The following is a 26,415-nucleotide window of genomic DNA, read 5'->3' as shown; positions in this document are numbered from 1 at the left end:
CCACTATGAACCTGCCCGCGCCCTCCATTCGCCACGACGACTGCGATGAGCTGGCGGCCCTTTGCAAGGCCGGCGGCGATCCGTTGCGGCTCAATGTATTGCGCGCCCTGGCCAACGATTCGTTCGGCGTGCTGGAACTGGCGCAGATCTTCGGTATCGGCCAGTCCGGCATGAGTCACCACCTCAAGGTCCTGGCCCAGGCCGACCTGGTGGCGACCCGCCGGGAAGGCAACGCCATTTTCTATCGCCGCGCCCTGCCCCACACCGACCTGCTGGGCGGCAAGCTGCACGCGGCGCTGCTGGACGAAGTGGACGCACTGAGCCTGCCGACCGACGTACAGGCTCGCATCACCCAGGTTCACGGACAACGGGCCGCCGCCAGCCAGGACTTCTTCGCACGGGTCGCCGAGAAGTTTCGCGCCCAGCAAGACCTGATCGCCGGCTTGCCGCAGTACCGTGAAAGCGTGGTGGCGCTGCTCGACAAATTGAGCTTCGAGCCTGCGGCCACGGCGATCGAAGTCGGCCCCGGCGATGGCGCCTTTCTGCCGGAGCTGGCGCGACGCTTCAGCCAGGTGACGGCGCTGGACAACAGCCCGGCCATGCTCGAACTGGCGCGCCAGGTGTGTGAGCGCGAGGCCCTGGCTAACGTGCGCCTGCAACTGGCCGATGCACTGGATGGCATGAGCCTGCAGGCCGACTGCGTGGTATTGAACATGGTGCTGCATCATTTCGCCGCGCCGGCCGATGCACTCAAGCACATGGCCCGCCTGCTGCAACCGGGCGGCAGCCTGCTGGTGACCGAGTTATGCAGTCACAACCAGAGCTGGGCCAGGGAAGCCTGCGGCGACCTCTGGCTCGGCTTTGAACAGGACGACCTGGCCCGCTGGGCCACCGCAGCGGGCCTCGTGCCCGGGGAAAGCCTCTATGTAGGCTTACGTAATGGTTTCCAGATCCAGGTTCGCCACTTTCAGCGACCCACTGGCAACACTCACCAACGGTAACTTGTAGGAAAACATCGAGATGAGCGAATACTCCCTTTTCACCTCCGAGTCCGTGTCTGAAGGGCATCCGGACAAAATCGCCGACCAGATTTCTGATGCGGTGCTGGACGCCATCATTGCTGAAGACAAGTTCGCCCGCGTGGCGTGCGAGACTCTGGTGAAAACGGGCGTGGCGATCATCGCTGGCGAAGTCACCACGTCGGCCTGGGTCGACCTGGAACAGATCGTTCGCGACGTCATCCTGGGCATCGGCTACAACAGCTCCGACGTCGGCTTCGACGGCGCGACCTGCGGCGTGATGAACATCATCGGCAAGCAATCCCCGGACATCAACCAGGGCGTTGACCGGGCCAAGCCTGAAGACCAGGGCGCAGGCGACCAGGGTCTGATGTTCGGCTACGCCAGCAACGAGACCGATGTGCTGATGCCGGCCCCGATCACCTTCTCGCACCAGTTGGTTAAACGCCAGGCCGAGGCCCGTAAATCCGGCCTGCTGCCGTGGCTGCGCCCGGACGCCAAGTCCCAGGTGACCTGCCGTTACGAAGGCGGCAAGGTGGTCGGTATCGACGCCGTCGTCCTGTCAACCCAGCACAACCCTGAGGTGTCCTACAAAGACCTGCGCGAAGGCGTGATGGAATTGATCGTCAAGCACGTGCTGCCTGCCGAGTTGCTGTCCAAGGACACCCAGTTCCACATCAACCCGACCGGCCAGTTCATCATCGGCGGCCCGGTGGGCGACTGCGGCCTGACCGGTCGCAAGATCATCGTCGACAGCTATGGCGGCATGGCCCGTCACGGCGGTGGCGCGTTCTCCGGCAAGGACCCTTCCAAGGTTGACCGCTCGGCCGCCTACGCCGGTCGTTATGTCGCCAAGAACATCGTGGCCGCCGGCCTGGCCGAACGCTGCGAGATCCAGGTGTCCTACGCCATTGGCGTCGCCCAGCCTACGTCGATCTCGCTGAACACCTTCGGCACCGGCAAGATCGGCGATGACAAGATCATCAACCTGGTCCGCGAAGTGTTCGACCTGCGTCCATACGCCATCACCACCATGCTCGACCTGCTGCACCCGATGTACCAGGAAACCGCCGCCTATGGTCACTTCGGCCGTACGCCAGAGACCAGGACCGTGGATGGCGATACCTTCACCACGTTCACCTGGGAAAAGACCGACCGCGCGGACGCCCTGCGCGCCGCTGCCGGCCTGTAACACCCGCGTGTAAGGAAAAGCCCCTGGCGACTGGGTCGTCAGGGGCTTTTTCATGCCAGGTGCTTGACTACTCAGAGTGCAAAGTCATGCCTGGTTCTTGTGGCGGGAGAATTTATCTGTGGGAGCAAGGCTTGCCCGCGATGAGGACAACGCGGTCCCTGCGGTAACGAGGCGCCTGTATCGCGGGCAAGCCTTGCTCCCACAAAATCCCCTCGTCATGGCGCTCAAGAGCGCCGTGCCACCAGCAAAAACGAAGCCGCACTGGCGAGCAGCCCCGCACACATCCGATTGAACAGGCGTTTGCCACTGGGCCGGGCAAACAGCCGCCGCGCGTAAATGCCCATGTAGCAATACAACCCGATGGCGATGCACTCCAGCGCGAGGAACAAGCCGCCCAGCACGGCGAATTGTTGGGTGACGGTACCTGTACGGTCGACGAATTGCGGCAGGAACGCAGTGAACAACAAAATTGCCTTCGGATTACCAATCGCCACCAGGAACTCCTGGCGCGCCAGGCCGGCCCGGGTCATCGATGCGAGCCCGGCTTCGCTGTCGGCCTCGGGCCGGGCCCGCCACAACTGCACGGCCAGATAGAACAGGTAACCGGCACCGACGAGCTTGATCCCCAGGAACAGCAGCTCCGATGTGTGCAACACGGCGGTGAGCCCCACCGCAGCCAGGGCGATCATGATCGCAAACGCCAGCAACCGACCGATGCCACCGCTGCACGCCCGGACGAAGCCATAACGCGAGGCGTTGCTGATGGAGAGCAGATTGTTCGGCCCCGGCGCCATGTTCAGCGCAAAGCAGGCCGGAATGAAAACAGCGAGTGTCGGCAGGTCCATTCGGGCGTTCCAGGCAGAGGTGGATCGAAGGCTCATTCTGCACCGGTCATCGAGGGGTTCAAGGGACAGTTGCGTGGCGAAATCCCGCAGGACTGTACCGCCGCGACTTTGCCACCAGGCGCCGCAAAATCCGGTAACGCTCCGCCCCTCACAACAACCGGGACGCTGACTAGCCTTCAGATACTCAACCGAGCAAGGATGCTTCGATGCCACCGTTCCTCTATGCCCTCGCCTGTCTCGCATTCATGGCCCTCCCCGCGCTAGCCGCACCCTGCCCCGACTGGCCCGCTGAACGGGCCCGGGCGGAGATCGCCGCACTGCAACAACAAATCGACACCTGGGACGACCGTTACCACCGCCTCGGCCAGTCGCTGGTGGCCGATGAGCTTTATGATCAGTCCCGCACACAGCTGGGCCAATGGCGCCGCTGCTTCGATCTCGCGGCGCCCGACAATCCCCTGCGCTCAGCGGGCGGAAAGGTGCGGCACCCCATCGTCCATACCGGCCTGGAAAAACTGAAGGACGCCGACGCCGTGGAGGCCTGGCTGCTCGGTCGAGAGGACGTCTGGGCGCAACCGAAAGTCGATGGCGTGGCGGTCTCCCTGGTTTACCGCACGGGTCGCCTGCATCAGGCGATCAGCCGCGGCGATGGCGTCCTGGGGCATGACTGGACCGCGAGTGCGCACCAGATCGGCGCCATCGCGCAGCAACTGCGCCAGCCCGTGGACCTGGTCGTCCAGGGCGAGTTGTACTGGCGCCTGGACGCCCATGTCCAAGCCAGCCACGGCAGCCTGAATGCCCGCGCAACCGTGGCGGGCTTGATGGCGCGCAACAATTTGACGGCGCAGGAGGCATCCTCCATCGGCCTGTTTGTCTGGGACTGGCCTGAAGGGCCAGGCACCCTGCCAGAGCGGATGGCCGCGCTGAACGCGCTGGGTTTCGCTGACACCCACGACTACAACCAACCTGTCCGGACACTGAGGGATGCCCAGCGGTGGCGCGACCACTGGTATCGCACGCCGCAGGCCTTCGCCAGTGACGGGATCGTCCTGCGCCAGAGCCGCCGTCCACCCGCCGACCGCTGGCAGGCCAGGACGCCGTTCTGGAGCGTGGCCTGGAAATACCCGTATGCCCAGGCCCTGGCCGAAGTGCGCAAGGTGCGCTTCAAGGTCGGGCGTACCGGGCGCATCACCCCTGTGTTGGAACTCGAACCGACCCTGCTCGACGACCGGCGGATTCGCCGGGTCAGCGTCAGTTCCCTCAAGCGCTGGGAGGAGATGGACATCCGTCCCGGCGATCGGGTTGCCATCAGCCTGGCCGGACTGACCATTCCACGCCTCGACGAGGTGGTGCTGCGCAGCCTCGAGCGCCAGGACGTCAATGCCCCCATGGCAAGCGATCACCACTTCTTGAGTTGCTGGCAAGCGACGCCCGGCTGTGAAAGCCAATTCCTCGCCCGCCTGAACTGGCTCAGCGGCAAGCACGGGCTCGCCCTGGCCCATGTCGGCCCCGGCACCTGGGAAAAACTCCTGGCTGCCGGTCGACTCCATGGATTGTTGGATTGGTTGACCCTCGATGCCGCCGAGCTTGCTAACATTGACGGCTTCGGCGAACGCACTAGCGCGCGCCTGCTCGCCAGCCTCGACAGCGCCCGGCAACGCCCTTTCGGGCAATGGCTCAAGGCCTTGGGCCTGCCACCCATCGGTGAGGCCCGGCTGGAAGGGCCGTGGCAGGCGCTGGCCGAGCGCAGCACCGAACAATGGCAAGCCGAAGTCGGCATCGGAGCGGGACGCGCCGCGCAATTGAGCGCCTTTTTTCGCGACCCGCAGGTGCTGGCCTTGAGTGACGTATTACGCTCCGCCGGGGTCGACGGTTTTTAATCCGGCCCCCCGTGCGGTTGAACCCAAGGGGCGAACATGCGTTCCAACAGCGCATCTGTACCGACCGCTCGCGATTTTTTACGGAGTTGCTATGAATTTCCTGTCCCCCGTTGCCCTGCTGGTCTTATGCAGCGCCATGGCCGCCCCTTTGCTGGCGGACGAACAAACCCCGGAACTCACCGGCTGCGCGGCCAAGCGCCAGGGCATCATCAACCAGATCGAACTGGCCAAGTCCCGTGGCAACCAGGACCAGCAGGCAGGCCTGGAAACCGCATTGAGTGACGTCACCACCCATTGCACCGATGCGTCCTTGCGCAAGGAGCGTGAAAACAAGGTACTCGATGCCAAGCACGAGGTCAGCCGGCGTCAGGCCGACCTGGAAAAGGCCATGAAGAAAGGCGACGCCGAGCGGATCAACAAACGCAAGGACAAGCTGGCAACCTCCCGCAAGGAGTTGCAGGAAGCGGTGGATGAGTTGGATAAGTGAACACCCGATCTGTAGGCGCTGGCGAAGCCTGCGATCCTTCAAGGCATGTCAATAATCCCGAAACTCTTTATGACAGGCACTGCACGCATCTTCGACCTTCTGCACCGCCGGCCCCAGGTAACTGGCCCTGTAAGGCTGGACTTTGCTGGCGGTCACCAACTCACCGGTGGCCGCTTCAAGGTTGCGGGCCAGTTCCTGAAAGCGTGCCTGTTTTTGCCAGACGTCATCCCGGGCGCTGGTGTGGTCTTGCTCGCGCACTTGCGGGAAGTGCTTCCACGGCTCATGGGACAATTGGTCCAGTTGCGCCGCGCCCTCGGCGAAACGTGCGCCATCGAACGGAACTCGGCCGCGCAACATGCCGCCCAGCTCTTCGTTGGTCTTGAGCATCTGCTTGAAGATGGTCTTGCGCTGGCCCAGGGGAGAATTGGGATCGACGCCGCCACAGGCGGACAACATCAGGCAGGCCAGCACGGCCATGGAAAATCGTTTTACAAACATCTTGGCCTCGGGGCAGGAAACGGCGGTTAGTATCCTCGGGTCATCGGTAAAGACCAATGGCCCTATCAACAATACGGGTTGTTCGAGCGCCTGACAGCGCCCGAATGGCTGCAAAGGAAATCTTCATGAACAGCCGCATCAAGCCCTGGCACAAAGGCCTGGCATTGACCCTACCGCTGATCGCACTGTTGGCCGGTTGTAACCGCGGCGAAAAGGTCGAAGAACCTCAGACCCATGCCCTCGCCACCTATGTCAGCGCCCCCTGGGAGGCGCTGCCGGCGGTGTCCGATGCAGACCTGCTGGCCGGTTTCGGTTCCTGGCGCAGCGCGTGCACCCGGCTCAAGGCCGATGCGACCTGGGGTCCGACCTGTGCGGCAGCGGCCAACGTGCCGCAAACCCCACAGGATGTACGCAACTTCCTGAAACAGAACCTGGACGTCTATGGCCTGCGCTCGGGGGACAACAGCCCCAACGGCCTGATTACCGGCTATTACGAGCCGGTCTACCCCGGCAGCCTCACCCAGACCACTACGGCGAATATCCCGGTCTACGGTGTACCGGAGGACATGATCATCGTGTCGCTGGACAGCATCTACCCTGAGCTCAAGGGCAAACGCCTGCGCGGCCGCCTCGAAGGCCGGGTGCTCAAGCCGTACGACGACGCGGCCACCATCGAGACCAATGGCGTGAAGGCGCCGGTCATTGCCTGGCTGACCGACCCCATGAACCTGCAATTCCTGCAGATCCAGGGTTCGGGACGCATTCAACTGGCCGATGGTCGCCAACTGCGCATCGGCTATGCCGACCAGAACGGCCATCCCTACCGCCCCATCGGACGCTGGCTGGTCGAACAAGGCGAACTCAAGAAAGAAGACGTGACCATGGGCACCATCAGTGCCTGGGCCAAGGCCAACCCGAACCGCATTCCCGAATTGCTCGCCAGCAACCCCAGCTACGTGTTCTTCAACCGCAACCCCGACAGCAACGAAGGCCCACGAGGTTCGCTGAATGTACCTCTGACCGCTGGCTACAGCGTGGCGGTGGACCGCAAGGTGATTCCGCTGGGCAGCCTGCTGTGGTTATCCACCACTCGCCCCGACGGCAGCGCCTTGAACCGCCCCGTCGCCGCCCAGGACACTGGTGGTGCGATTACCGGCGAAGTGCGGGCGGACCTGTTCTGGGGCACGGGTGAAGCGGCAGGCCAACTGGCCGGGGACATGAAACAGCAGGGGCAGATCTGGATGCTCTGGCCCAAGGGCATGGTGTTGCCGCAAGTACCTCAGGTGGCGAATGCGGTGACCGCCAACCCTTGAGAAATGGATTGAGGGTACAGGCCCCATCGCGAGCAAGCTCGCTCCCACAGTCGATCGCCAGTGAACACATATCTTGTGTGCGGCTAAGATCCAAGTGGGAGCGAGCTTGCTCGCGATAAGGCCAGTACAGACGCCGACGATTCAGCCGCCAGGCTCAAATCGAAACGAAGAAGAAACTCGCCACCAACCCTACCCCCACGAACCACACCAGCGAACGCAGAATCGCCCAGTCCGCCAGATAGCAAATGATGTAGAGCAGGCGGCTGGTGATGAACAGCACCGCCAGCACGTTGATGGTGACCAGTTCGGCGTTGCCGGCCAGGTGCGCGACGATCACGGCGGCGGCGAAAAACGGGCTGATTTCAAAGCTGTTCAGTTGCGCCGCGTAGGCACGCCGGGGAGCGCCTTCGAGCGAGTCCAGAAAATCCCGGGGGTCGTGATTATCCTGCAACCGGTATTTCCCACCGGCCTTGGCGATCCCGATACACAGGTAAGGCAGGAGAAAAGCAATCAACACACACCACAGGGCAACCGTCATACCGCACTTCCTTTTTGAGTTTTATAGAGAGTCGAGCGTCAGGCTTTCATCACCAGCATGCCAATCAGCACCAGCCCGCAGGCTAAGAGCCGCGGCAAGCCAAAAGGTTCTTTCAGGTAGCGCATGCCGAACAGCACCACCAGGATCACGCTGATTTCCCGCAACGCCGCCGCTTCGGCGATCGAGCCCAGTTGCATGGCCCACAGCACCAGAGCGTAGCTGAACAATACGCAGAATCCGACCGCCAACCCCAGCCGCCACTGTTCGTGCCAGAACCGCATGAACGCCGGCCGTTTGCTCACCAACGCCAGCACGGGGAAGGGCCAGGCGCTGAGCAGCGTGACCCAGACCAGGTAATCCAGCGGATGGGACCAACGCCGCAGGGCATGGCCGTCGATAAAGGTGTAGCAACCGATGCACAGGCCGATCAACGCCACCACCGGCAACATCGACCACGGCAGCCGATCGCCGCCACCGCCCTGCCACAACAGACAAAGCATGCCGAACGGGATCAGCAAGATACCGATGACCTGCTGGGTCGTCAGCGCTTCACCGGCGAAAATAAACGTCAGGGCCAGCACCACCAGCGGCGACAGGCCACGCATCAGTGGATAGACCAATCCCAGGTCTCCAACCCGATAAGCCTGGATCAGCAAATAACGGTACAACAGCTCGAACGCCGCCGAGGCCAGGATCCACGGCCAGATATCCAACGGCGGCAATGCCACGAAACCCAGGGTCAACGCGACGAACAGCAGGGCGACGCTGTCCATGCACGCCACCACCAGCAAACGCTCGCCACTGAATTTGATCAGCGTATTCCACGCCGCATGCAACAGCGCCGCTACCAACACCAAGGCCGTCGCAAGCACGGCACGCTCCTTGTCTTGTCCCCGCTCCTACGATCAGCGGGCTCATGAATTGATTCGCGATCGTTTATACTTCAAGCCGACCACGCCGCACTCAGTTGCGCATACCCCTAATTCCAATAAGCTCGCGGTTGTCCCGTTCACTCGAATAGGGGCGCCGGCATGCGTATGCCTGATCAGAGCGTCAAGACTACAGACAGAGACCCTGCGCATGCCACTCGCCTTGCTTGCTTTGGCCGTTGCCGCTTTTGGCATCGGCACGACTGAATTCGTCATCATGGGCCTATTGCCCGATGTCGCCCGGGACCTGGCCGTGAGCATTCCCCAGGCCGGGCTGCTGATCACCGGCTACGCCCTGGGCGTGGTGTTCGGCGCGCCGATCCTGGCGATCGGCACCGCCAACATGCCGCGCAAGGCCACGCTGTTGGGCATGACCCTGATGTTCATTCTCGGCAATGTGCTCTGCGCCCTGGCGCCGAACTACACCACGCTGATGGCTGCCCGGGTGATCACGGCGCTGTGCCACGGGGCGTTCTTCGGCATCGGCTCGGTGGTGGCCGCCGGGCTGGTGGCGCCGAATAAACGGGCCCAGGCGATTGCCATGATGTTCACCGGCCTGACCCTGGCCAACGTGCTGGGCGTCCCGTTGGGCACGGCCCTGGGTCAATACGCCGGCTGGCGCTCGACTTTCTGGGCGGTCTCGATCATCGGCGTGATCGCGGCCATTGCCCAATGGGTCTGGCTGCCCAAGGAAATCCCCATGGACAAAGCCAACCTGGCCAGTGAGTTCAAGGTCCTGGGCAAGGCCAACGTGTTGCTCGCCCTGGGCATGAGCGTACTGGCCTCTACCAGTCTGTTCAGCGTATTCACCTACATCGCGCCGATCCTGCAGGACATCACCGGTGTCAGCCCCCACGGCATCACCATCATGCTGCTGTTGTTCGGCGTCGGCCTGACGGCCGGCAGCTTCCTCGGTGGACGCCTGGCGGACCGGCGCCTGCTGCCTTCGCTCGTCGGCATGGCCCTGGCCGTGGTGCTGGTGTTGGCCGCATTCAGCCAGACCAGCCGGTCGGTGATCCCGGCGGCAATCACCTTGGTGCTATGGGGCATCTTCGCCTTCGCCCTGTGCCCGATCCTGCAATTGCTGATCATCGACCAGGCCCACGAAGCACCGAACCTCGGCTCCACACTCAACCAGAGCGCATTCAACCTGGGCAACGCCGCCGGGGCCTGGATGGGTGGGTTGGTGGTGGCCAGCGGTGCCGACCTGGCGGATCTACCCTGGACCGGAGCAGCGGTCGGCGGCCTCACGGTATTGACCGCCTTGTTCTTTATCCATCGACAACGACGCTTGGCGGTAGTCGCTGTTTGAGGGACTGAGAAATATGCCCTGCCGGTGAGCGAATGGGCGACGCGCTCAGTAAGACTTTGCCCCCCATCCCTGCGAGCTGTTTTACCAACCTTCCAGAAGCCTTGTTCCAGAGGGCTTTTATTGAGATCCGCCGACTGCCGTTCGCAGTCGGCGGATATTTGTCCAATTGAGTCACAACGCAATTCGCCTTCAGATCTTGCTTACAGTTCGGCCCCCTCCCTCCCGGGCACACGGAACGAACCAGAATGCTAGCAATCTCGCAACACATCCCCTCCCCTCACACGTTTGAAAACGCAGGCCAGCTCGCAACGCAAGCCATCCCTGAACGCCCCCAACAATTGGCATGCGGCGCGACAGACCGGTCGATCACCCTCGTTCGAAATGAAGACGGTAGCGCTCAAGTCAGTATCAATCGGCCTCCCATCACAGAATTGGTGCTCAGTGGCGGTGGCGCCAAGGGGGTGGCGTATTCCGGCTTCGTCGATACGCTCGAAACCAACGGCATCATGGACAATATCAGAACGATTTCAGGCTCCTCTGCGGGGGCCATATCGGCAGCATTGCTCGCCAGCGGTATGAATCATGCCGGCTTCGATAGGATTTCTGACGATATCCCTCTCATTTCCTTGCTCGACAGCACCAACGCTACTGTTCAAAAAATCCAGAACGGATTGTCGAAGCTGGGCGAGAAACTGGAAAAACTCCCGCTGGCGCAACTGTTGTGTGATTTGCTGCCACGCCTGGGTTCCAAAGGGATGCCACTGGAGAAACTGATCAGGGAGGAGGCTTGCACGTCGCTGTTGCAGCGTTGCAAAGAACACCCGGAGCCTCTTTCCGAAGACGCGCAACAAGCCGTTGCCAATGTGGAAAGGAACCAATACGTCACTTTTGCCGACCTGGCCGTCCTGAGCAAAGAGGTCCCGCAAATCAAATCCGTGGAAATCACCGGCACCGCCATGTTCGAGGAAGGCACGCAATTGGTGGTCTTCAGCGCGGACCTGACCCCCGATATGGACATTGCCGTGGCCGCGCATATCTCCGCATCGCTGCCGGTGGTGTTCAGCCAGCCGCCCCTGCAAGGACAGCCGTTCCAAGCAGTGGGCACCACCACGGCATTTGCCGATGGCGGCATCCTGAACAACACACCGGTACCTGCCATCTACAACCCGGCCACCTCCATGAGCCCGATCCCGGACGGCGAGCCTTTGATTCTGGTATTCGAAGCGCAAGAGTCGGCCCAGGAAAGCCCGCGAGGCACGGGCATCTCGGCCCTGATCGATCGGGTTCTCAAGGCTCCCCATACAGCCAGCTCCGCATGGAATGCCGAACAACTGAAGCGCTTTGCCGACAAGACCGTCGTCGTGCCGCTGATAACCGATAAAGGCAATTACTCTGGTCTGGTGAGTGGAACGATCAACTTCAGCATGTCCAAGGAGACCAAGAACCATCTCCAGGAAGAACTGCGCAAGGCTGTTCAAACCCATGTGGACGAGCGCAACGCCACGCAGCAGACCTTTTCGTTTGCCTCGGTCGAGGACGCCCTGCTGGCGTTGAGCGACAAGGACTTCGAGCCGCTGAGCATAGAACTGGAAGGCGACGAAGCCTGCGCCGAGGTAATCGCCTTCAGGCGCCACGCACTACTGGCGTTGACGCAATTGAAGGAAGCGATCCAGGCGGCCAACGAAACGTCCTCCAAGCTTGAACCCACTTCACAAATGCAGAGCGCCATCTGGGCCCTCGACCAGCTTGCGGACCAGCCCGGCAAGCTGGATTGGTTGGCAAAACGCCTCAACCACGGCAATGACCCGGACTTCATGCAGTTCCTGCAGGCTGCCGCCGAGTGGGACAGCGGCGCGACCAGCGCCATTTCCGAGGTGACCCGTCACGCCGTCGAGCAAATGCACCTGCACGACATTGCCACGCGCATCCATAACGTCGTGCAAAACGTGCTGAATCCCGCGCGCTTTATCGGCGGCCAGCCCGATGCGAACATCAAGCTGATAAAAGGGGCCATCCGGGACCTGCAGGAAGTGCAAGATCCAAAGGCCTCCAAGAACTCACGGGAGCAGAAGATCGCGTTCAACAATTCACTCGAACGGGTCATCGCCAACTACAGGTCGCGCTACACGGGGATGCTCGATCCGGAGTCGACAACCCGCAAGACACTGCGCAACATGCAATTCAAATAACCGCCGCTCACGCCGGGAGCCTGGGATCAGGTTCCCGCCTACTCCGAATCGCTGCGCCGCGCAGGCTTATCTGGGCGTTTATCTTTGGGCAGGCCGACTTCGCTGCGGATCTGTGCATGGCTGATCAAAGCGAAGATGAAGCTGCCGCCGACTATGTTGCCGGCCAGCGTCGGCCCGGCGAAGACCATCCAGAAGTCCTCCCAGGACAACTGGCCGGCGAACACCAGGTAGGACACTTCGGCCGAGCCGACGACGATGTGGGTGAAATCCCCCAGCGCCATGAGGTAGGTGATCAGAATGATGATCCACATCTTGGCACTTTCCATGGACGGGATCATCCAGACCATGGTGGCGATCATCCAGCCGGAAATGATGCCCTTGGCGAACATCTGGCCGGTGTCGTTCTCCATGACCTTGCGGCCGATTTCCAGGAAAGCCTGGTCGGTGCGCGGATCGAAAATCGGCAGATGCAGCATCACGTAGGCCACCAGCAAGGTGCCGCACAGGTTGCCCACCAGTACCACCCCCCACAGCCGCAACAACCGACCGAAGTTGCCCAGCGTGGGTTTGCTCATGATCGGCAGCACAGCGGTCAGGGTGTTTTCGGTGAACAGTTGCTGGCGGGCCAGGATCACCGCGAGAAAGCCGGCGCAGTAACCGAAACTGGCGATGACCTTGAAGCCCTCGTGATCCGGCAGCCGGGAGCTGAGCAAGCCCATCGCCATCAGCGACAGCCCCATGGTCAGCCCCGCCGCCAGGGCCGACCACCAGAGCGCGGCGATACTGCGTTCCAACTCCAGATTGCCCTGGGTGCGGATGATTTCATGCAACACGGCCGCCCGCGGCGGCTGGTTGCGGTCGACTTCGTGCTGCTCCTGAGCCGAAAGGTCAGGGGTCTTGCCGTCTTTGTGGGTGTCCATACAGCTCCTGAACCGGTGGCGTGATGTACCTACGACACGCGGCGTTCAGAGCTGTTCAGTGGCACCCCAAACACAAATGTGGGAGCGAGCTTGCTCGCGATAGCGGTGGGTCGGTTTGCATCGGTGTTGAATGTGCAATCGTCATCGCGAGCAAGCTCGCTCCCACAGGGGAGTCCTCACCGCAGACCCCTTGTGGGAGCGAGCTTGCTCGCGATGACAGCGCCGCCGATCTCACCCGACGACATCCTCCTTGAACTGATCCTTGACGTACGTGATCTCGGTCCGGCCATGGGGCGCGGGCAAGCCGTCTTCGCCGAGATTGACGAAGACCATTTTCTCCACGGTCAGGATGCTCTTGCGGGTGATTTTGTTGCGCACCTCGCAGGTCAGGGTGATGGAGGTGCGGCCAAACTCGGTGGCGGTGATGCCCAGCTCGATGATGTCGCCCTGGCGCGAAGCACTGACGAAATTGATTTCCGAAATGTACTTGGTGACCACGCGCTGGTTGCCCAGCTGGACAATGGCGTAGATCGCCGCCTCCTCGTCGATCCAGCGCAACAGGCTGCCGCCGAACAGCGTGCCGTTGGGGTTGAGGTCTTCGGGCTTGACCCATTTGCGGGTGTGGAAATTCATGATCACTCCTGAGCGTCTGGCCGTTGAATAGCCGCATCATGGCAGACCGGGCGGTCAGGCTCTAGGTCGCGGCCCCTATGACGGTCATCGGCAATTTCGATTTGCCGACAGAAACCCTTTTGGAAGATCCGATTAGCCCGTTATAATCGCCCCCGCTTTACCCGGTCCACCCGTTGGACCGTTCCCGCCACCTGTCCGAGGGGCGCTGCAGCAGGCTCGACCTGTCAGGCTCGGATGGGGCGTTGTTTGTACGGGCCTGCCCGCACGGACACTAAACGCACAACGGCGCCCATTCGCATACATTACGAATGGAGGCTCTTCATGAGCGCTGTTATCACGCCTGCAGCTTTTACCGATTACAAAGTCGCCGACATGTCCCTGGCTGCCTGGGGCCGTCGCGAAATCATCATCGCCGAATCCGAAATGCCAGCCCTGATGGGTCTGCGTCGCAAGTACTCTGGCGAACAGCCATTGAAAGGCGCAAAAATCCTCGGCTGCATCCACATGACCATCCAGACTGCCGTGCTGATCGAAACCCTGGTTGCCCTGGGTGCCGAAGTGCGCTGGTCGTCCTGCAACATCTTCTCGACCCAGGACCAGGCCGCTGCCGCCATCGCCGCCGCCGGTATCCCGGTATTCGCCTGGAAAGGCGAGACCGAGCAGGAGTACGAGTGGTGCCTGGAACAGACCATCCTCAAGGATGGCCAGCCATGGGACACCAACATGATCCTCGACGACGGCGGCGACCTGACCGAGCTGCTGCACAAGAAATACGCATCCGTGCTGGAAAACGTCCACGGCGTGACCGAGGAAACCACCACCGGCGTACACCGCCTGCTGGACATGCTGGCCAAGGGCGAACTGAAGATCCCGGCCATCAACGTCAACGACTCGGTGACCAAGAGCAAGAACGACAACAAGTACGGCTGCCGTCACAGCCTCAACGACGCCATCAAGCGCGGTACCGACCACCTGCTGTCGGGCAAGCAGGCGCTGGTGATCGGCTACGGTGACGTGGGCAAGGGTTCTTCCCAGTCCCTGCGTCAGGAAGGCATGATCGTCAAGGTGTCCGAAGTCGACCCGATCTGCGCCATGCAGGCTTGCATGGACGGTTTCGAGCTGGTTTCGCCGTTCATCGACGGGATCAACGACGGCACCGAAGCCAGCATCGACAAGGCGCTGCTGGGCAAGATCGACCTGATCGTGACCACCACCGGCAACGTCAATGTCTGCGATGCCAACATGCTCAAGGCCCTGAAGAAACGCGCCGTGGTCTGCAACATCGGTCACTTCGACAACGAAATCGACACCGCTTTCATGCGCAAGAACTGGGCATGGGAAGAAGTGAAGCCACAGGTCCACAAGGTGCACCGCACCGGTACCGGTAGCTTCGACCCACAGAACGACGACTACCTGATCCTGCTGGCCGAAGGCCGCCTGGTTAACCTGGGCAACGCCACCGGTCACCCAAGCCGCATCATGGACGGTTCGTTCGCCAACCAGGTCCTGGCCCAGATCTTCCTGTTCGGCCAGAAATACGCCGACCTGTCGCCGGCCCAGAAAGCCGAGCGCCTGACCGTGGAAGTACTGCCCAAGAAACTCGACGAAGAAGTGGCCCTGGAAATGGTCCGCGGTTTCGGCGGCGTGGTCACCAAGCTGACCAAGCAACAGGCTGACTACATCGGCGTCACCGTCGAAGGCCCGTTCAAGCCGCACGCTTACCGCTACTGATCGGCGCTGCTCCCCCACGGGAGCAGGCTTTTTTGTGGGAGCGAGCTTGCTCGCGATGCAGACACCTCGGCCCAACTGCCGTACCGAGGCGATGGCAATCGCGAGCAAGCTCGCTCCCACATAAGCCCGCCCCCAACCAGGGATATGCAAGCCTCACCGGCCTACGAGTTTCCAAGGATATGACCATGTCCCAAGACCGTCGCTACAGCTTCGAGTTCTTCCCGACGAAGACCGATGCTGGGCATGAAAAACTGATCGCCACTGCCCGCCAGTTGGCCAGCTACAACCCCGATTTCTTCTCCTGCACCTATGGCGCCGGCGGTTCGACCCGTGATCGCACCCTGAACACCGTGTTGCAGCTCGAAAGCGAAGTCAAAGTTCCCGCAGCCCCTCACCTGTCCTGCGTCGGCGACAGCAAGGACGACCTGCGCAGCCTGTTGACCCAGTACAAGGCCGCTGGCATCAAGCGCATCGTTGCCCTGCGTGGCGACCTGCCGTCGGGCATGGGCATGGCCAGCGGTGAGCTGCGCCACGCCAACGAACTGGTGAGCTTCATTCGCGAGGAAACCGGCGAACACTTCCACGTCGAAGTGGCTGCTTATCCGGAAATGCACCCGCAAGCGCGCAACTTCGAAGACGATCTGCGCAACTTCGTGCGCAAGGCCAATGCTGGCGCCAACAGTGCCATCACCCAGTATTTCTTCAACGCCGACAGTTATTTCTACTTCGTCGAACGTATCCGCAAGCTGGGCGTCGACATTCCTGTCGTGCCGGGAATCATGCCGATCACCAACTACAGCAAGCTGGCGCGCTTCTCCGACGCATGCGGTGCAGAAATCCCACGCTGGATTCGCAAACAACTGGAAGCCTATGGCGATGACTCCTCAAGCATCCAAAGCTTCGGCGAGGAAGTCATCACACAAATGTGTGAGCGTTTGTTGCAGGGCGGTGCACCGGGGCTGCATTTCTATACCCTTAACCAGGCCGAGCCCAGCCTCGCGGTATGGAACAACCTCAAGCTGCCGCGCTGAATTGACTTAATGCGGTGGTACAAAGAGGCCTTGGCGAAAACCAAGGCCTTTTTTTTAAGCACAGACATCTGGAGGATCGCAGTAGATGCCCAATGGTCACAGGCTAACGACCCCACAACTCATTTATCTGGTCTACGGGGCCGAAACCTATCACCAGGAAGCGTTGTTCAGCATCGCCAGCGCGTTGGCCGGTCTGCGCAAGACGCCGGACGAAGCCTTGGATATCCAGGTGTTCACCGACAATCCTGCACCGTACGCAGGGCTGCCGGTGCGTTTGCGCCCGCTGGACAATGAAACGCGCCAGGCCTGGATCGAACCCCACGGGTATCACTTCCGTGCCAAGCACGTGGTGATGCAGAAGGTGCTCGAAGAAGCCGAGGTGGCGCTGCTGATCGACACCGACACTTTTTTCCATTGTTCCCCCCTCGAACTGTTTCGCCGCGTCCAGCCTGGCACGTTGCTGTGCAATGCCTTCGGCCTGACGTATGGCGCCAACAAGGACGCCGGGCTTTACCTGACACTGGCCGACACACTGCGCCAGCGGCAACTGGCGGACGACGACATGCCCTTGTTGAACTCCGGGGTCATTGGTCTCAACTGCGTCGATGCGTCAGTCCTGGATCGCTCGATCGCCCTGATGGATGAGCTGTATCCATTGGCGAAGGGTGCCTACACGCTGGAAGAATTCTGCCTTTCGGTCGCGGCCTATCGCTCGGTGCAGGTGCGCGAGTGCCCGGACCTGATCCACCACTATTGGAGCCGCAAGCAGCTGTTCCGCGCCAAGACCAAAGCCTGGCTCGACAAACACGGTGCCGCACCGACTTGCCACCAGGCCCTGGATGAAACCGGCCAAGTCACCGCCACCCTGCCTCGGCCGCCGACCTTCCAACGCCTGGCCTACAAATTCATCACCCTGGGGCTGCCCAGCCATAAACGCCAGTTCATGCGCGAGATTCTCTATGGCTGCTATCGCCATACCAACGAGTTCGATCAGGCCTGCGCCCCGGTCTGGTGGGAAAAAGCCCTGGAGAACGTCGAACATCGCCTGGAAAAATCGCTGCAGGACCATGAACTCAAACGTTGGCTCGATCATCCGCTGATTCGTCTCGTGCTGGGTGAGCGCCGCGAAGCCATCTATGCGCACCTGATGCAGGCAAAAGGCAAGTAGTGGCCTGTGTGGTGAGTTCGTCAGTTCAAATTCGCAGAAGTTGACTCACTAGCCAAACAGGCCACCAGGGCACAGGCCAGAGCGCTCTAGCTATTTGATGAGCTCTCGTCGTAACCTCAGGCCCATGCCCGTCATTGCCCAGCTGCTGACCACCCTTCTTCTCTTGTGCCTGAGCGTGACCGCCCAGGCCGAAAAGTTGCGCATTGTCACCGAACCCTGGGCGCCTTATGTCTACGAAGAGAACGGCAAGAAGCTCGGCCTGGATTACGAAACCACGGCCATTGTGTTCAAGCGCCTGGGCATTGATGTGGAATGGCAGTTCCTGCCCTGGAAGCGGTGCCTGGCGATGCTGGAACAAGGGTTGGCGGACGGGGCGCTGGACATTTTCCACAGCGATGAGCGCGATGCCCTGTTGCTTTACCCCAGCGAACCGCTGTCGGACGTGGAATTCGTGATGTTCTACGCCAACGCCCGCCCCCATCCGTTTCGCACGCTCGACGACCTGGGCGGCCTGACCGTTGGCACCTCGCCCGGTTACCTGTACAGCCAGGCCTTCAGTGAGTCGACCCTGTTCAAACGTGAAGCGGCGCCCACCCACGAAGCCAACTTCGGCAAGTTGCAACTGGGTCGGATCGACCTGCTCATCACCGACCGCAGGGTCGGCCGACATGTGCTCGAACAAATGCAGTTGGGCGACCAGATCACCGAAAACCCAGTGGTGGTGAGCCGTCAAAGCCAATACCTGGCGGTGCGGCGCAATGCCGGGATGGATTTGCTGGTGCAACGCTTCAGTGCCGAACTCAAGCGTTTCAAGCGCGAACCAGCCTATGCCGAACTGAGCGCCCGCTACGGCGCAGGCGATATGACCAAGGCCACTTCGCCCGGCCGGGCCAGCACTGAAATAAACCGTTGAGCACCAGGAAAGCGGCGCGAGGCGTTTGCTCTGTTATACTCCGGCCTTCCCGCCAGGCTCACGCCCGGACGCCCGGTCTTGCAAAAGGCATCCCGACACCGCTACAGCGCCGCCTACAGCCCGCGCGAGCCTTGTCCGGACCCGCCTTCGAGGCCCGGCAGGACCGGACGGGATGACGTCTTTTGGTTGAACGTCATTCGCGCCCGGCAAGACTATCCCATTGGGCCAGGCCCTCACTAAAACAGGATTACTCATGTCCTTTGCTTCCCTCGGTCTCTCCGAGGCTTTAGTCGGCGCCATCGAAGCCGCCGGCTATACCCAGCCTACCCCGGTGCAACAGCGGGCCATTCCCGCCGTGTTGCAAGGTCGCGACCTGATGGTCGCGGCGCAGACAGGTACTGGTAAAACCGGTGGTTTCGCCCTTCCGATCCTGGAGCGGTTGTTTCCCAACGGTCACCCAGACAAATCCCAGCGTCATGGCCCGCGCCAACCGCGCGTGCTGGTCCTGACCCCCACCCGCGAACTGGCGGCCCAGGTACATGAGAGCTTCAAGGTCTACGCTCGCGACCTGAAGTTCGTCAGCGCCTGCATTTTTGGCGGCGTCGGCATGAACCCCCAGGTCCAGGCCATGTCCCGTGGCGTCGATGTACTGGTGGCCTGCCCCGGTCGCCTGCTGGACCTGGCCGGCCAGGGCAGCGTCGATTTGTCCCACGTTGAAATCCTCGTGCTGGACGAAGCCGACCGCATGCTCGACATGGGCTTCGTCCATGACGTGAAGAAAGTCCTCGCCCGCCTGCCCGCCAAGCGCCAGAACCTGCTGTTTTCGGCGACGTTCTCCAAGGACATCACCGACCTGGCCGGCAAGCTGCTGCACAACCCGGAGCGCATCGAAGTCACGCCGCCGAACACCACGGTCGAGCGTATCGAGCAGCGTGTGTTCCGCCTGGCGGCCAGCCACAAACGTGCCCTGCTGGCGCACCTGATTACCGCCGGCGCCTGGGAACAGGTCCTGGTCTTCACGCGTACCAAGCACGGCGCCAACCGCCTGGCCGAGTACCTGGACAAGCACGGCCTGCCAGCCGTGGCGATCCACGGCAACAAGAGCCAGAACGCCCGCACCAAGGCCCTGGCCGACTTCAAGGCCGGCGAAGTGCGCATCCTCGTGGCCACCGACATCGCGGCCCGTGGCCTGGACATCGACCAGTTGCCCCACGTGGTCAACTTCGAGCTGCCGAACGTCGATGAAGATTACGTTCACCGTATCGGCCGTACCGGCCGGGCCGGTCGTTCGGGCGAAGCGATCTCGTTGGTCGCGCCGGACGAAGAAAAGCTGCTCAAAAGCATCGAGCGCATGACCAAGCAGAAAATTGCCGACGGCGACCTGATGGGCTTCGATGCCAGCACTATCGAAGCCGAGAAGCCTGAAGTACGCGAACGTCCGGATGTGCGTAATCCGCGCAATGCCCGTGGCCCGCGGGGCGACGGTCCGAACGGCGGCGGTGGTGGTGGCGGTCGCAAAGACAAAGGCAAGGACAAGGGCAAGGAAAAATCGGCCAGCAACAGCAATGGCCGCGGCGAACGCCCTGCCCGCGAGCAGAAGCCCCGCGAAGGCACCCCGGCCCGTGAGCAGCAGCGCCCGGCTCCGCGCGCCGCAGCCGATCGCGCCCCGGACGAATTCCTGGATGACGATGTCGATAACTTCGGTAACCGCGTCGACTACGTGCCACAACAGAAACCGGCCCAGGGCCGCGGTCGCCGTCCGGGCGCCCCGGCACAAGGCGCAGGTGCAGGTGCAGGCGCACCGCGCAGTGGCCAGCCACAGGGTCGCCAGAACGGTCCGCGCAACAGCAACGGCTCGTCTACCGGCACACCACCGGCCAAGCGCAGCGGCCCACGCAACGGCGCCCCGCGTGACGGCCAGGCCCGCCGCGACGACACCCGCCCGCGCCGCCCGGCCCGTGACGACCAGCCTCGCCAGGAACCTGCCGTGCAGAACCCACGCAGCAACCAGCCGAAGATCATGCACAAGGAATCGAAAGCCGATCGCTTCCCGACACCTGAACAGCTGGATCAACTGCCAAGCCGTCCACGGGGCGAAAAACCGGCATTGCTGACACGCAATCGCTGAGTTTTTTCAAGCCGTGAAAAAGCCCCGGGTCTCGCGACCCGGGGCTTTTTTTGGCCCGACACATTCCAAATGTGGGAGCGAGCTTGCTCGCGATAGCGGTGCATCAGCCAACATCAATGTGACAGAACTGCCGTCATCGCGAGCAAGCTCGCTCCCACAGGGTTCTCTGTGTTGCCCGAATCCGCGCAATAAAAAACGCTCCTGGTCCCAAGACCAGTTTTTTTTTGGCCCAACACATTCCAAATGTGGGAGCGAGCTTGAACTGGTCAACTAATTTTGGACACCAGTTACGGTTTCATGCTGCCAGTTTCTCCATAGCTACCGGCGACCGGTAGTCGTTGTAGCTATGGAGTCTGACGTTGTTGTAACGCATCACATAACGCTGCACATCCACGCGGGCTTCATGCTCCGAGCTGTAGCCATCTTCTGGCACCCACTCCGACTTCAGGCTCCCAAAGAAACGCTCCATCGGGGCGTTGTCCCAGCACTCACCTTTGCGACTCATGCTTTGCAGGAGTCCATGCTTGCGCATTTCATTCCTGAATTTGTGGCTGGTGTATTGGCAGCCTTGATCGGAATGAAACAGCACCTCTTTTGGGCAACCTCGCAATTGCACCGCCATTCGCAACGCTTCGCAGGTCAGCGAGGCATCGGAAATCATTGAAAACGACCAGCCCACGATCCGGCGAGCAAACAGATCCAGCACCGCCGCGAAATACATCCAGCGCTTGCCGACCTTGATGTACGTCACATCGCCACACCACACCTGGTTGATCGCCGTGACATCAAACTTGCGCTTGAGCACGTGCGGCGCCACCAACGCTTCCACGCCGGAAGATTTGTACTTGTGCCGCCGGCGCTGACGACTGGCAACACCGGCTTCGCGCATCAAGCTGCGAGCCATATGCCGCCCGACACGATGTCCCTTTGCTTGCAGCTCCTTGGAAAGGGTGCGAGACCCCGCGGATGCTCTGGACTCCTTGTGATGCTCGACCAGCACGGCTTTAAGTTTCTCCCGCTCGGGCTTCACTTTGCCTTGGCGCTGACGCCAGGCGTAAAAGCTGCTGCGGTTGACTCCAAACGCCCGACAGCAATTGTTAATGCCGTACTGCTCGTCCAGCTCATTGATCAACGAGAATGATCTTTGGAGTCCAAAAGCAGGAGAGCACTGGCCTTTTTTAGGATTTCAATGTCCAGGTCTTTTTGCCTGAGCAACGCTTTGAGCTGCTGAATTTCACGCTGATCAGCGGTAATCGCCTTGGCGCCCACCGGGGTCGAACCCAAGCGTTCCTTGCGAACCTGATCGACCCAGCGGCGAAGCGCCGTGGGCCCAATATCCAGGCTGGCGCAGACTTCGGGAACCGACTGTCCCTCGTCCAGCACCATGCTGGCCGCTTTGAGTTTGAACTCACTGGAGTAAGATTTACGCATAACCAAAACACCTCAGATTTGGGCGCCATCATAGCGCCCGATTGAAGTGTCCAAAATCATTAGGCCAGTTCAAGCTCGCTCCCGCAGGGTTCTCTGTGTTGCCCGAATCCGCGCAATAAAAAACGCCCCTGGTCCCAAGACCGGGGCTTTTTTTGGTTCGACACATTCCAGATGTGGGAGCGAGCTTGCTCGCGATAGCGGTGTATCAGCCAACATCAATGTGACAGAACTGCCGTCATCGCGAGCAAGCTCGCTCCCACAGGGTTCTCTGTGTTGCCCGAATCCGCGCAATAAAAAACGCCCCTGGTCCCAAGACCAGGGGCGTTTTTTTGTCAGGCGCGAAGGTTACTTCGCTTTGACACCTTCAAACGAGACGTACAGTTCGACCGCGTCGGAGGTTGGACCCAGGTCTTTCTGCTTGCCAAAGTCCGAACGCTTGATGCTGGTGGTGCCTTCGAAGCCAGCACGGTAGCCGCCCCACGGGTCCTTGCCTTCACCCAGGAAGGTAGCCTTGACCACAACCGGCTTGGTCACGCCCAGCAGGGTCAGGTCACCGGTCACATCGGCGGTTTCCTTGCCATCAGCGTTCTTGCCAGTGGACTTGACGCTGGTGGAAACGAAGGTCGCCTTGCCGAATTTGCTGGCGTTCAGGAAGTCAGCGCTGGCGATGTGCTTGTCGCGCTCGGCGTGGTTGGTGAATACACTGGCGGTATTCACGTTGAACTCGATCTTGCTGGCTTCAGGCTTGGCGGCGTCGAAGCTGAACTTGCCGTCGATGTCCTTGAAGGTACCCGTGATGTAGCTATAGCCCAGGTGGCTGATCTTGAAGTCGACGAAGGCGTGCTGGCCTTCCTTGTCGACGACGTAGTCGGCAGCCATGGCCTGGCCGGCAGACAGCAGGGCAGAACCGATTGCCAGGGCGGCGAGCGTCTTTTTCAACATGCTTTCTATTCCTTTGGAGTCGAGGTTGAACATCAGGCTTGGCGCCCCAGCATTCGCTTGAGGGTCGCGTCACGGTCAATAAAGTGGTGTTTCAATGCTGCCAACGCATGAAGGCCGGAAAAAATGACCAGCGCCCATGCCAGGTAGAAGTGAATCTCACCGGCGACGTCTGCCTGATCGGGCAGTCCGGACACCAGCGCGGGTACTTCAAACAGGCCAAACACCGGGATCCCGACACCGTCTGCGGTGGAAATCAGGTAACCGGCAATCATCACGGCGAACAACCCGAGATACAGTGCGCTATGGCCAAGCTTGGCGCCGACGCGGGTCAGGCGGCCATAGGTTGGCAAGGTCGGTGGCGGCGGGCTGACAAACCGCCAGACCACCCGCAGCAACATGACCGCCAGCAGCACCAGGCCAATGCTCTTGTGCAGGTCCGGCGCGTCTTTGCGCCAGGTGCTGTAGTAATCCAGGCCGACCATCCACAGGCCCAGGGCGAACAGCCCGTACACCACCAGCGCAACGCCCCAGTGCACAGCGATACTGACCCAGCCATAGCGAGAAGAAGAGTTGCGAAGCTGCATTGCTCATATCCTGTAAAAACTGCGATCAAGACTAGCGAGTTATCTATCGATTTAAAGCGGAAATTTTCGCTTTGAAATATCGAGAAATACGATCATCAGTCTGGAGGGGGTGGGTTAAGGAAAGATTAAAGGGGAAACGGTGGGTGATGGCGACCGGTGCAAACAGCGATCGCGTGATTGAAAGGGCCCTATCGCAGCCTGCTCACGGCGCTTTTTTGCCATGAAGCATGTGTGCTGAGCCCTCCCCAGCTCTAATATCCTAGGATAGCCTGACAGTTGATGTACTAATTCACCGAGCACTCGGGCTTGTATGGATCCATCGTGCACTTGTATGCCAACTGCAGATCTCTTTTTGGGATCATCGGAATTCTCAAAGGATCCCGGCATTCGCCATAGACACACCCAGAAAGTACTACCAACGCAACCATCGCTATTAGGACTTTCATAAGCGCTCCAGTTTTTAGGAGCCTAGAGCCTATGACTGGTGCGCTCTATCACTTCCATCCTGTTAATGGGTGGGAAGTTTCCGATATATCGCCGCAGCGTGTAAAAAGTTAGCGCTCGTTGCACAACGCCGGGCTCTGGGTGACAGCGTCAGTACACGCCTAATGCAGGATAAAAAAAGAGCAGCCCTTGGGCCTTATGCTGCTTACTTAAGAAAAGCGATGAGCCCGTGGCGAGGGAGCTTGCTCCCGCTTGAGTGCGAAGCGCTCACAAAAAGGGGCTGCTGCGCAGCCCAGCGGGAGCAAGCTCCCTCGCCACAATGATTCAGACAAGCCTTGAGCGAACAGTGCTAGACCCTTGAGCCGCGCTTTTCGCCAGGACGACTACTGAACCTTGGTTTCAGTGGTCGTCGCCGGCTTCGCCGCTGGCTTCTTCGCTGATTCAGTCTTTTTCACCGGGGCCTTGGCCGGGGCTTTTTTTGCCGGGGTCTTGGCTGCCGGTTTCTTCGCCGGTGCTTTCTTGGCAGGCTCGGCTTTTACCGGGGCCGCGGCCTTAGGCGCTTCTACCGGCGCAGGTGCCGGGGTTGGCGCAGGCGTCGGTGCTGGCGGCGCTACCGGCTCGGGCGCCTTGACCGGCTCCGGCTTCTTGTCGTCATCCGAACCGCCGAACAGGTTGCTGAAGAAGTTGCCCTTCTTCGCCGCCACCGCACCGGCAGCGGCGGCTGTCGCGGCGGGAGCGACCTTGGCCGGTTCGAACGACTTGCCGGCCGCCAGGTCTTCAACCTGGCTGGCAGCCCGCTGGCCGCTGCGCAACGCGCCTTCCAGGGTGCCCGGATACAGGGTATCGGTGTGTTCGCCGGCAAAGGCTACACGCTGCAACGGTTTTTCCCACAGACGCCAGTACTTGCTGATCTGGCCCGGGCCAAAGGCCAGGTACGCGCCGCCCGTGGACGGGTCGGTGCTGTAGCGGCGGATTTCATAGCCGGTGAACGCGCCACGGGCCTGTGGATAAAACGCGTGCAGGCGGATCAGCACCTGATCGACCATCTGCTTGTCGCCGAAGGCCTGCATCACCCGGGCGTTGTCGCCGGACAGGTTGATGACCACGTTGGCGCCGCCCTTCATGGCCGGCTCGATCCACATCATGCCCAGGCCGGCGTTGCTGTAGATTTCGCCCGACATGCGTGCCTTGCTGTCCCAGACGGGGGTCTTGAACTTGAGCATGATCTGGTCGCGCCAACCGTAGTTGGTGCCCTTGATCGCGCCTTGATGCTGGGCGTCCAGGGCCGGGGTCAACTGGATCTTGTTCAGCGCCCGCAACGGCACCGCCAGCACCACGTAGTCAGCCTGGTAACCCACGCTGCCGACCTTGACGGTCACGCCGTCCTTGTCCTGGGAAATGGCCGACACCGGCGAGTTGGTCTTGATGGTTTTCAGTTGCTTGACGAACGCCTGGGCCAGGGTCGGACTGCCCCCCAGCAGACGCGAGGCGCGCAGGTCGCGGTCGGACACGCCGCGATAGACTCGACTCTGCTGTGCGAAATACAGCAGCGACAAGCGCGAAGGCTCGTCATAACGGGTACGAATTTCCTGGTTGACCAGTTGCCGCGCGGTGGCTGGCAGTTGCAGGCGGTCGAGCCAGTTGGACACGGTGATCTGGTCCAGGGCATGCAGGGTATTGTTGGCTGCCGGGTTCTGCGGGTCTTCGATGGAACGCGCCAGGTCGTCCAGGGTGGTTTCGTAGCGCTTGAGGGCTTCGGCGGTGGCCGGCTGCTTGGTCGCCAGGTCGGCAGCGGTGAAGTAGGTGCCGTCGATCAGGTAGCTGGGGGTACGCACGAATTCCGGGGCCGGCGTGGTGCTCAACTTGAAGGTCGAGACGTACTTGTTCAGCACCGGCTGCGTCTTCTCATTGCCGATCCACTCGCTGGTGGCCATGCCCGAGCGACCGCCCAGGTCCGGCTTGGCTTCCAGCAGCGTCACGGCCCAGCCTTTGTTCTGCAACTCATAGGCCGCGGTGAGCCCCGCCAGGCCACCACCGATGACGATGGCCGTCGGTTGTTTGTCCTTGGCCAGCGCAGAAACGCTGAACAGCCCTATCATCACCAGCGCACAGGCGCGCAGCCAACCAGCAGACATTCAACGAACTCCGGATTAAACGTAGGAAATTTCAGCTTTCGAGCCAGTCGGCTCAGGGAACGGCGAAGAATACGACAGCCATCAAAGCGCCGCCAGCGGCGTCTATCGCCTCGCTCAAAGTAGCGTCAACGACACAATGGGTTGTCCCCAGGG

22 protein-coding genes, 1 pseudogene and 1 riboswitch are annotated in these 26,415 nt (G+C 61.2%); of the genes and pseudogenes, 12 read left to right on the top strand and 11 right to left on the bottom strand.

Annotated features, from left to right (window positions below; translation table 11 throughout):
• Positions 1 to 5: 5 nt before the first annotated feature.
• Positions 6 to 1,001, top strand: a complete 996-nt coding sequence (locus J4E63_RS29715; RefSeq protein WP_207284100.1) for a metalloregulator ArsR/SmtB family transcription factor — start codon at positions 6 to 8, stop codon at positions 999 to 1,001.
• Between the two features lie 19 nt (positions 1,002 to 1,020).
• Positions 1,021 to 2,211: a methionine adenosyltransferase gene (metK, locus tag J4E63_RS29710; RefSeq protein ID WP_060740245.1), complete on the top strand. Its 1,191-nt coding sequence runs from the start codon at positions 1,021 to 1,023 to the stop codon at positions 2,209 to 2,211.
• A gap of 224 nt (positions 2,212 to 2,435) precedes the next feature.
• Here the strand turns inward: metK and J4E63_RS29705 are convergent, their stop codons facing one another.
• Positions 2,436 to 3,056 (bottom strand): LysE family translocator, encoded by a 621-nt coding sequence (locus tag J4E63_RS29705; protein WP_207284099.1) that lies wholly within the window; start codon positions 3,054 to 3,056, stop codon positions 2,436 to 2,438.
• Between the two features lie 206 nt (positions 3,057 to 3,262).
• Here J4E63_RS29705 and ligB point away from each other — a divergent pair, with 206 nt between their 5' ends.
• The gene (ligB, locus tag J4E63_RS29700) at positions 3,263 to 4,936 is read left to right on the top strand and encodes an NAD-dependent DNA ligase LigB (protein ID WP_207284098.1); all 1,674 of its coding nucleotides are present in this window, start codon (positions 3,263 to 3,265) and stop codon (positions 4,934 to 4,936) included.
• Positions 4,937 to 5,027: 91 nt separating this feature from the next.
• Entirely contained in the window at positions 5,028 to 5,423 is a 396-nt protein-coding gene (locus J4E63_RS29695) for a DUF1090 domain-containing protein (RefSeq protein WP_207284097.1), read from the top strand.
• Positions 5,424 to 5,471: 48 nt separating this feature from the next.
• Here the strand turns inward: J4E63_RS29695 and J4E63_RS29690 are convergent, their stop codons facing one another.
• Entirely contained in the window at positions 5,472 to 5,921 is a 450-nt protein-coding gene (locus J4E63_RS29690) for a cytochrome c (protein ID WP_060740241.1), read from the bottom strand.
• A 125-nt stretch (positions 5,922 to 6,046) separates the two neighbouring features.
• Between J4E63_RS29690 and J4E63_RS29685 the strand changes: the two genes are divergently transcribed.
• Positions 6,047 to 7,234: a murein transglycosylase A gene (locus J4E63_RS29685; protein ID WP_060740240.1), complete on the top strand. Its 1,188-nt coding sequence runs from the start codon at positions 6,047 to 6,049 to the stop codon at positions 7,232 to 7,234.
• Between the two features lie 154 nt (positions 7,235 to 7,388).
• Here the strand turns inward: J4E63_RS29685 and J4E63_RS29680 are convergent, their stop codons facing one another.
• Both J4E63_RS29680 and J4E63_RS29675 read right to left on the bottom strand, forming a co-directional pair.
• Positions 7,389 to 7,772 carry an MAPEG family protein gene (locus J4E63_RS29680; RefSeq protein ID WP_060740239.1) on the bottom strand — a complete coding sequence of 128 codons (384 nt, stop codon included), beginning with the start codon at positions 7,770 to 7,772 and terminating at the stop codon, positions 7,389 to 7,391.
• A gap of 38 nt (positions 7,773 to 7,810) precedes the next feature.
• A complete protein-coding gene (locus J4E63_RS29675) occupies positions 7,811 to 8,644 on the bottom strand; it encodes an EamA family transporter (protein ID WP_207284096.1) in 834 nt (277 codons plus the stop codon).
• Between the two features lie 208 nt (positions 8,645 to 8,852).
• Between J4E63_RS29675 and J4E63_RS29670 the strand changes: the two genes are divergently transcribed.
• Both J4E63_RS29670 and J4E63_RS29665 read left to right on the top strand, forming a co-directional pair.
• On the top strand, positions 8,853 to 10,013 hold the full coding sequence (locus J4E63_RS29670; protein ID WP_207284095.1) for an MFS transporter: 1,161 nt from the start codon (positions 8,853 to 8,855) through the stop codon (positions 10,011 to 10,013).
• 245 nt (positions 10,014 to 10,258) lie between these two features.
• On the top strand, positions 10,259 to 12,202 hold the full coding sequence (locus J4E63_RS29665) for a patatin-like phospholipase family protein (RefSeq protein ID WP_207284094.1): 1,944 nt from the start codon (positions 10,259 to 10,261) through the stop codon (positions 12,200 to 12,202).
• A 38-nt stretch (positions 12,203 to 12,240) separates the two neighbouring features.
• Here the strand turns inward: J4E63_RS29665 and J4E63_RS29660 are convergent, their stop codons facing one another.
• Positions 12,241 to 13,122, bottom strand: a complete 882-nt coding sequence (locus tag J4E63_RS29660; protein ID WP_207284093.1) for a formate/nitrite transporter family protein — start codon at positions 13,120 to 13,122, stop codon at positions 12,241 to 12,243.
• Between the two features lie 231 nt (positions 13,123 to 13,353).
• Positions 13,354 to 13,755 carry an acyl-CoA thioesterase gene (locus J4E63_RS29655; protein WP_060740235.1) on the bottom strand — a complete coding sequence of 134 codons (402 nt, stop codon included), beginning with the start codon at positions 13,753 to 13,755 and terminating at the stop codon, positions 13,354 to 13,356.
• Positions 13,756 to 13,946: 191 nt separating this feature from the next.
• A riboswitch (S-adenosyl-L-homocysteine riboswitch) is annotated at positions 13,947 to 14,053 on the top strand.
• Between the two features lie 23 nt (positions 14,054 to 14,076).
• Between J4E63_RS29655 and ahcY the strand changes: the two genes are divergently transcribed.
• The 5 genes and pseudogenes from ahcY (at position 14,077) to J4E63_RS29630 (ending at position 20,726) form a co-directional block, all read left to right on the top strand.
• Positions 14,077 to 15,486, top strand: a complete 1,410-nt coding sequence (ahcY, locus tag J4E63_RS29650; RefSeq protein ID WP_103311190.1) for an adenosylhomocysteinase — start codon at positions 14,077 to 14,079, stop codon at positions 15,484 to 15,486.
• Between the two features lie 185 nt (positions 15,487 to 15,671).
• The gene (metF, locus tag J4E63_RS29645) at positions 15,672 to 16,517 is read left to right on the top strand and encodes a methylenetetrahydrofolate reductase [NAD(P)H] (RefSeq protein ID WP_092474628.1); all 846 of its coding nucleotides are present in this window, start codon (positions 15,672 to 15,674) and stop codon (positions 16,515 to 16,517) included.
• Between the two features lie 85 nt (positions 16,518 to 16,602).
• Positions 16,603 to 17,685, top strand: coding sequence for a hypothetical protein (locus J4E63_RS29640; protein WP_103311192.1), 1,083 nt, complete (start codon positions 16,603 to 16,605; stop codon positions 17,683 to 17,685).
• 124 nt (positions 17,686 to 17,809) lie between these two features.
• Positions 17,810 to 18,620, top strand: a pseudogene (locus J4E63_RS29635) (substrate-binding periplasmic protein); the annotation flags it as partial.
• Positions 18,621 to 18,851: 231 nt separating this feature from the next.
• Positions 18,852 to 20,726, top strand: coding sequence for a DEAD/DEAH box helicase (locus tag J4E63_RS29630; protein ID WP_207284092.1), 1,875 nt, complete (start codon positions 18,852 to 18,854; stop codon positions 20,724 to 20,726).
• Between the two features lie 295 nt (positions 20,727 to 21,021).
• Here the strand turns inward: J4E63_RS29630 and J4E63_RS29625 are convergent, their stop codons facing one another.
• From J4E63_RS29625 to J4E63_RS29610, 5 genes are all read right to left on the bottom strand, one after another.
• Positions 21,022 to 21,858 carry an IS3 family transposase gene (locus J4E63_RS29625; RefSeq protein WP_259333607.1) on the bottom strand — a complete coding sequence of 279 codons (837 nt, stop codon included), beginning with the start codon at positions 21,856 to 21,858 and terminating at the stop codon, positions 21,022 to 21,024.
• Positions 21,855 to 22,112, bottom strand: a complete 258-nt coding sequence (locus J4E63_RS31045; RefSeq protein WP_237140769.1) for a transposase — start codon at positions 22,110 to 22,112, stop codon at positions 21,855 to 21,857. Before J4E63_RS31045 ends, J4E63_RS29625 begins: the two co-directional genes overlap by 4 nt.
• Before the next feature lie 390 nt (positions 22,113 to 22,502).
• Complete coding sequence (locus J4E63_RS29620; RefSeq protein WP_025215936.1) at positions 22,503 to 23,099, bottom strand: YceI family protein; 597 nt, start codon at positions 23,097 to 23,099, stop codon at positions 22,503 to 22,505.
• 32 nt (positions 23,100 to 23,131) lie between these two features.
• Entirely contained in the window at positions 23,132 to 23,683 is a 552-nt protein-coding gene (locus J4E63_RS29615; RefSeq protein WP_072405882.1) for a cytochrome b, read from the bottom strand.
• Between the two features lie 827 nt (positions 23,684 to 24,510).
• Positions 24,511 to 26,262, bottom strand: coding sequence for a flavin monoamine oxidase family protein (locus J4E63_RS29610; RefSeq protein ID WP_207284091.1), 1,752 nt, complete (start codon positions 26,260 to 26,262; stop codon positions 24,511 to 24,513).
• Between the last annotated feature and the right edge of the window lie 153 nt (positions 26,263 to 26,415).

Source organism: Pseudomonas sp. FW300-N2F2 (assembly GCF_017351655.1).
Classification (GTDB): domain Bacteria; phylum Pseudomonadota; class Gammaproteobacteria; order Pseudomonadales; family Pseudomonadaceae; genus Aquipseudomonas; species Aquipseudomonas fluorescens_AA.
The sequence above is the reverse complement of the archived record's forward strand: the minus strand, read 5'-3'. Positions and strand labels throughout refer to the sequence as shown.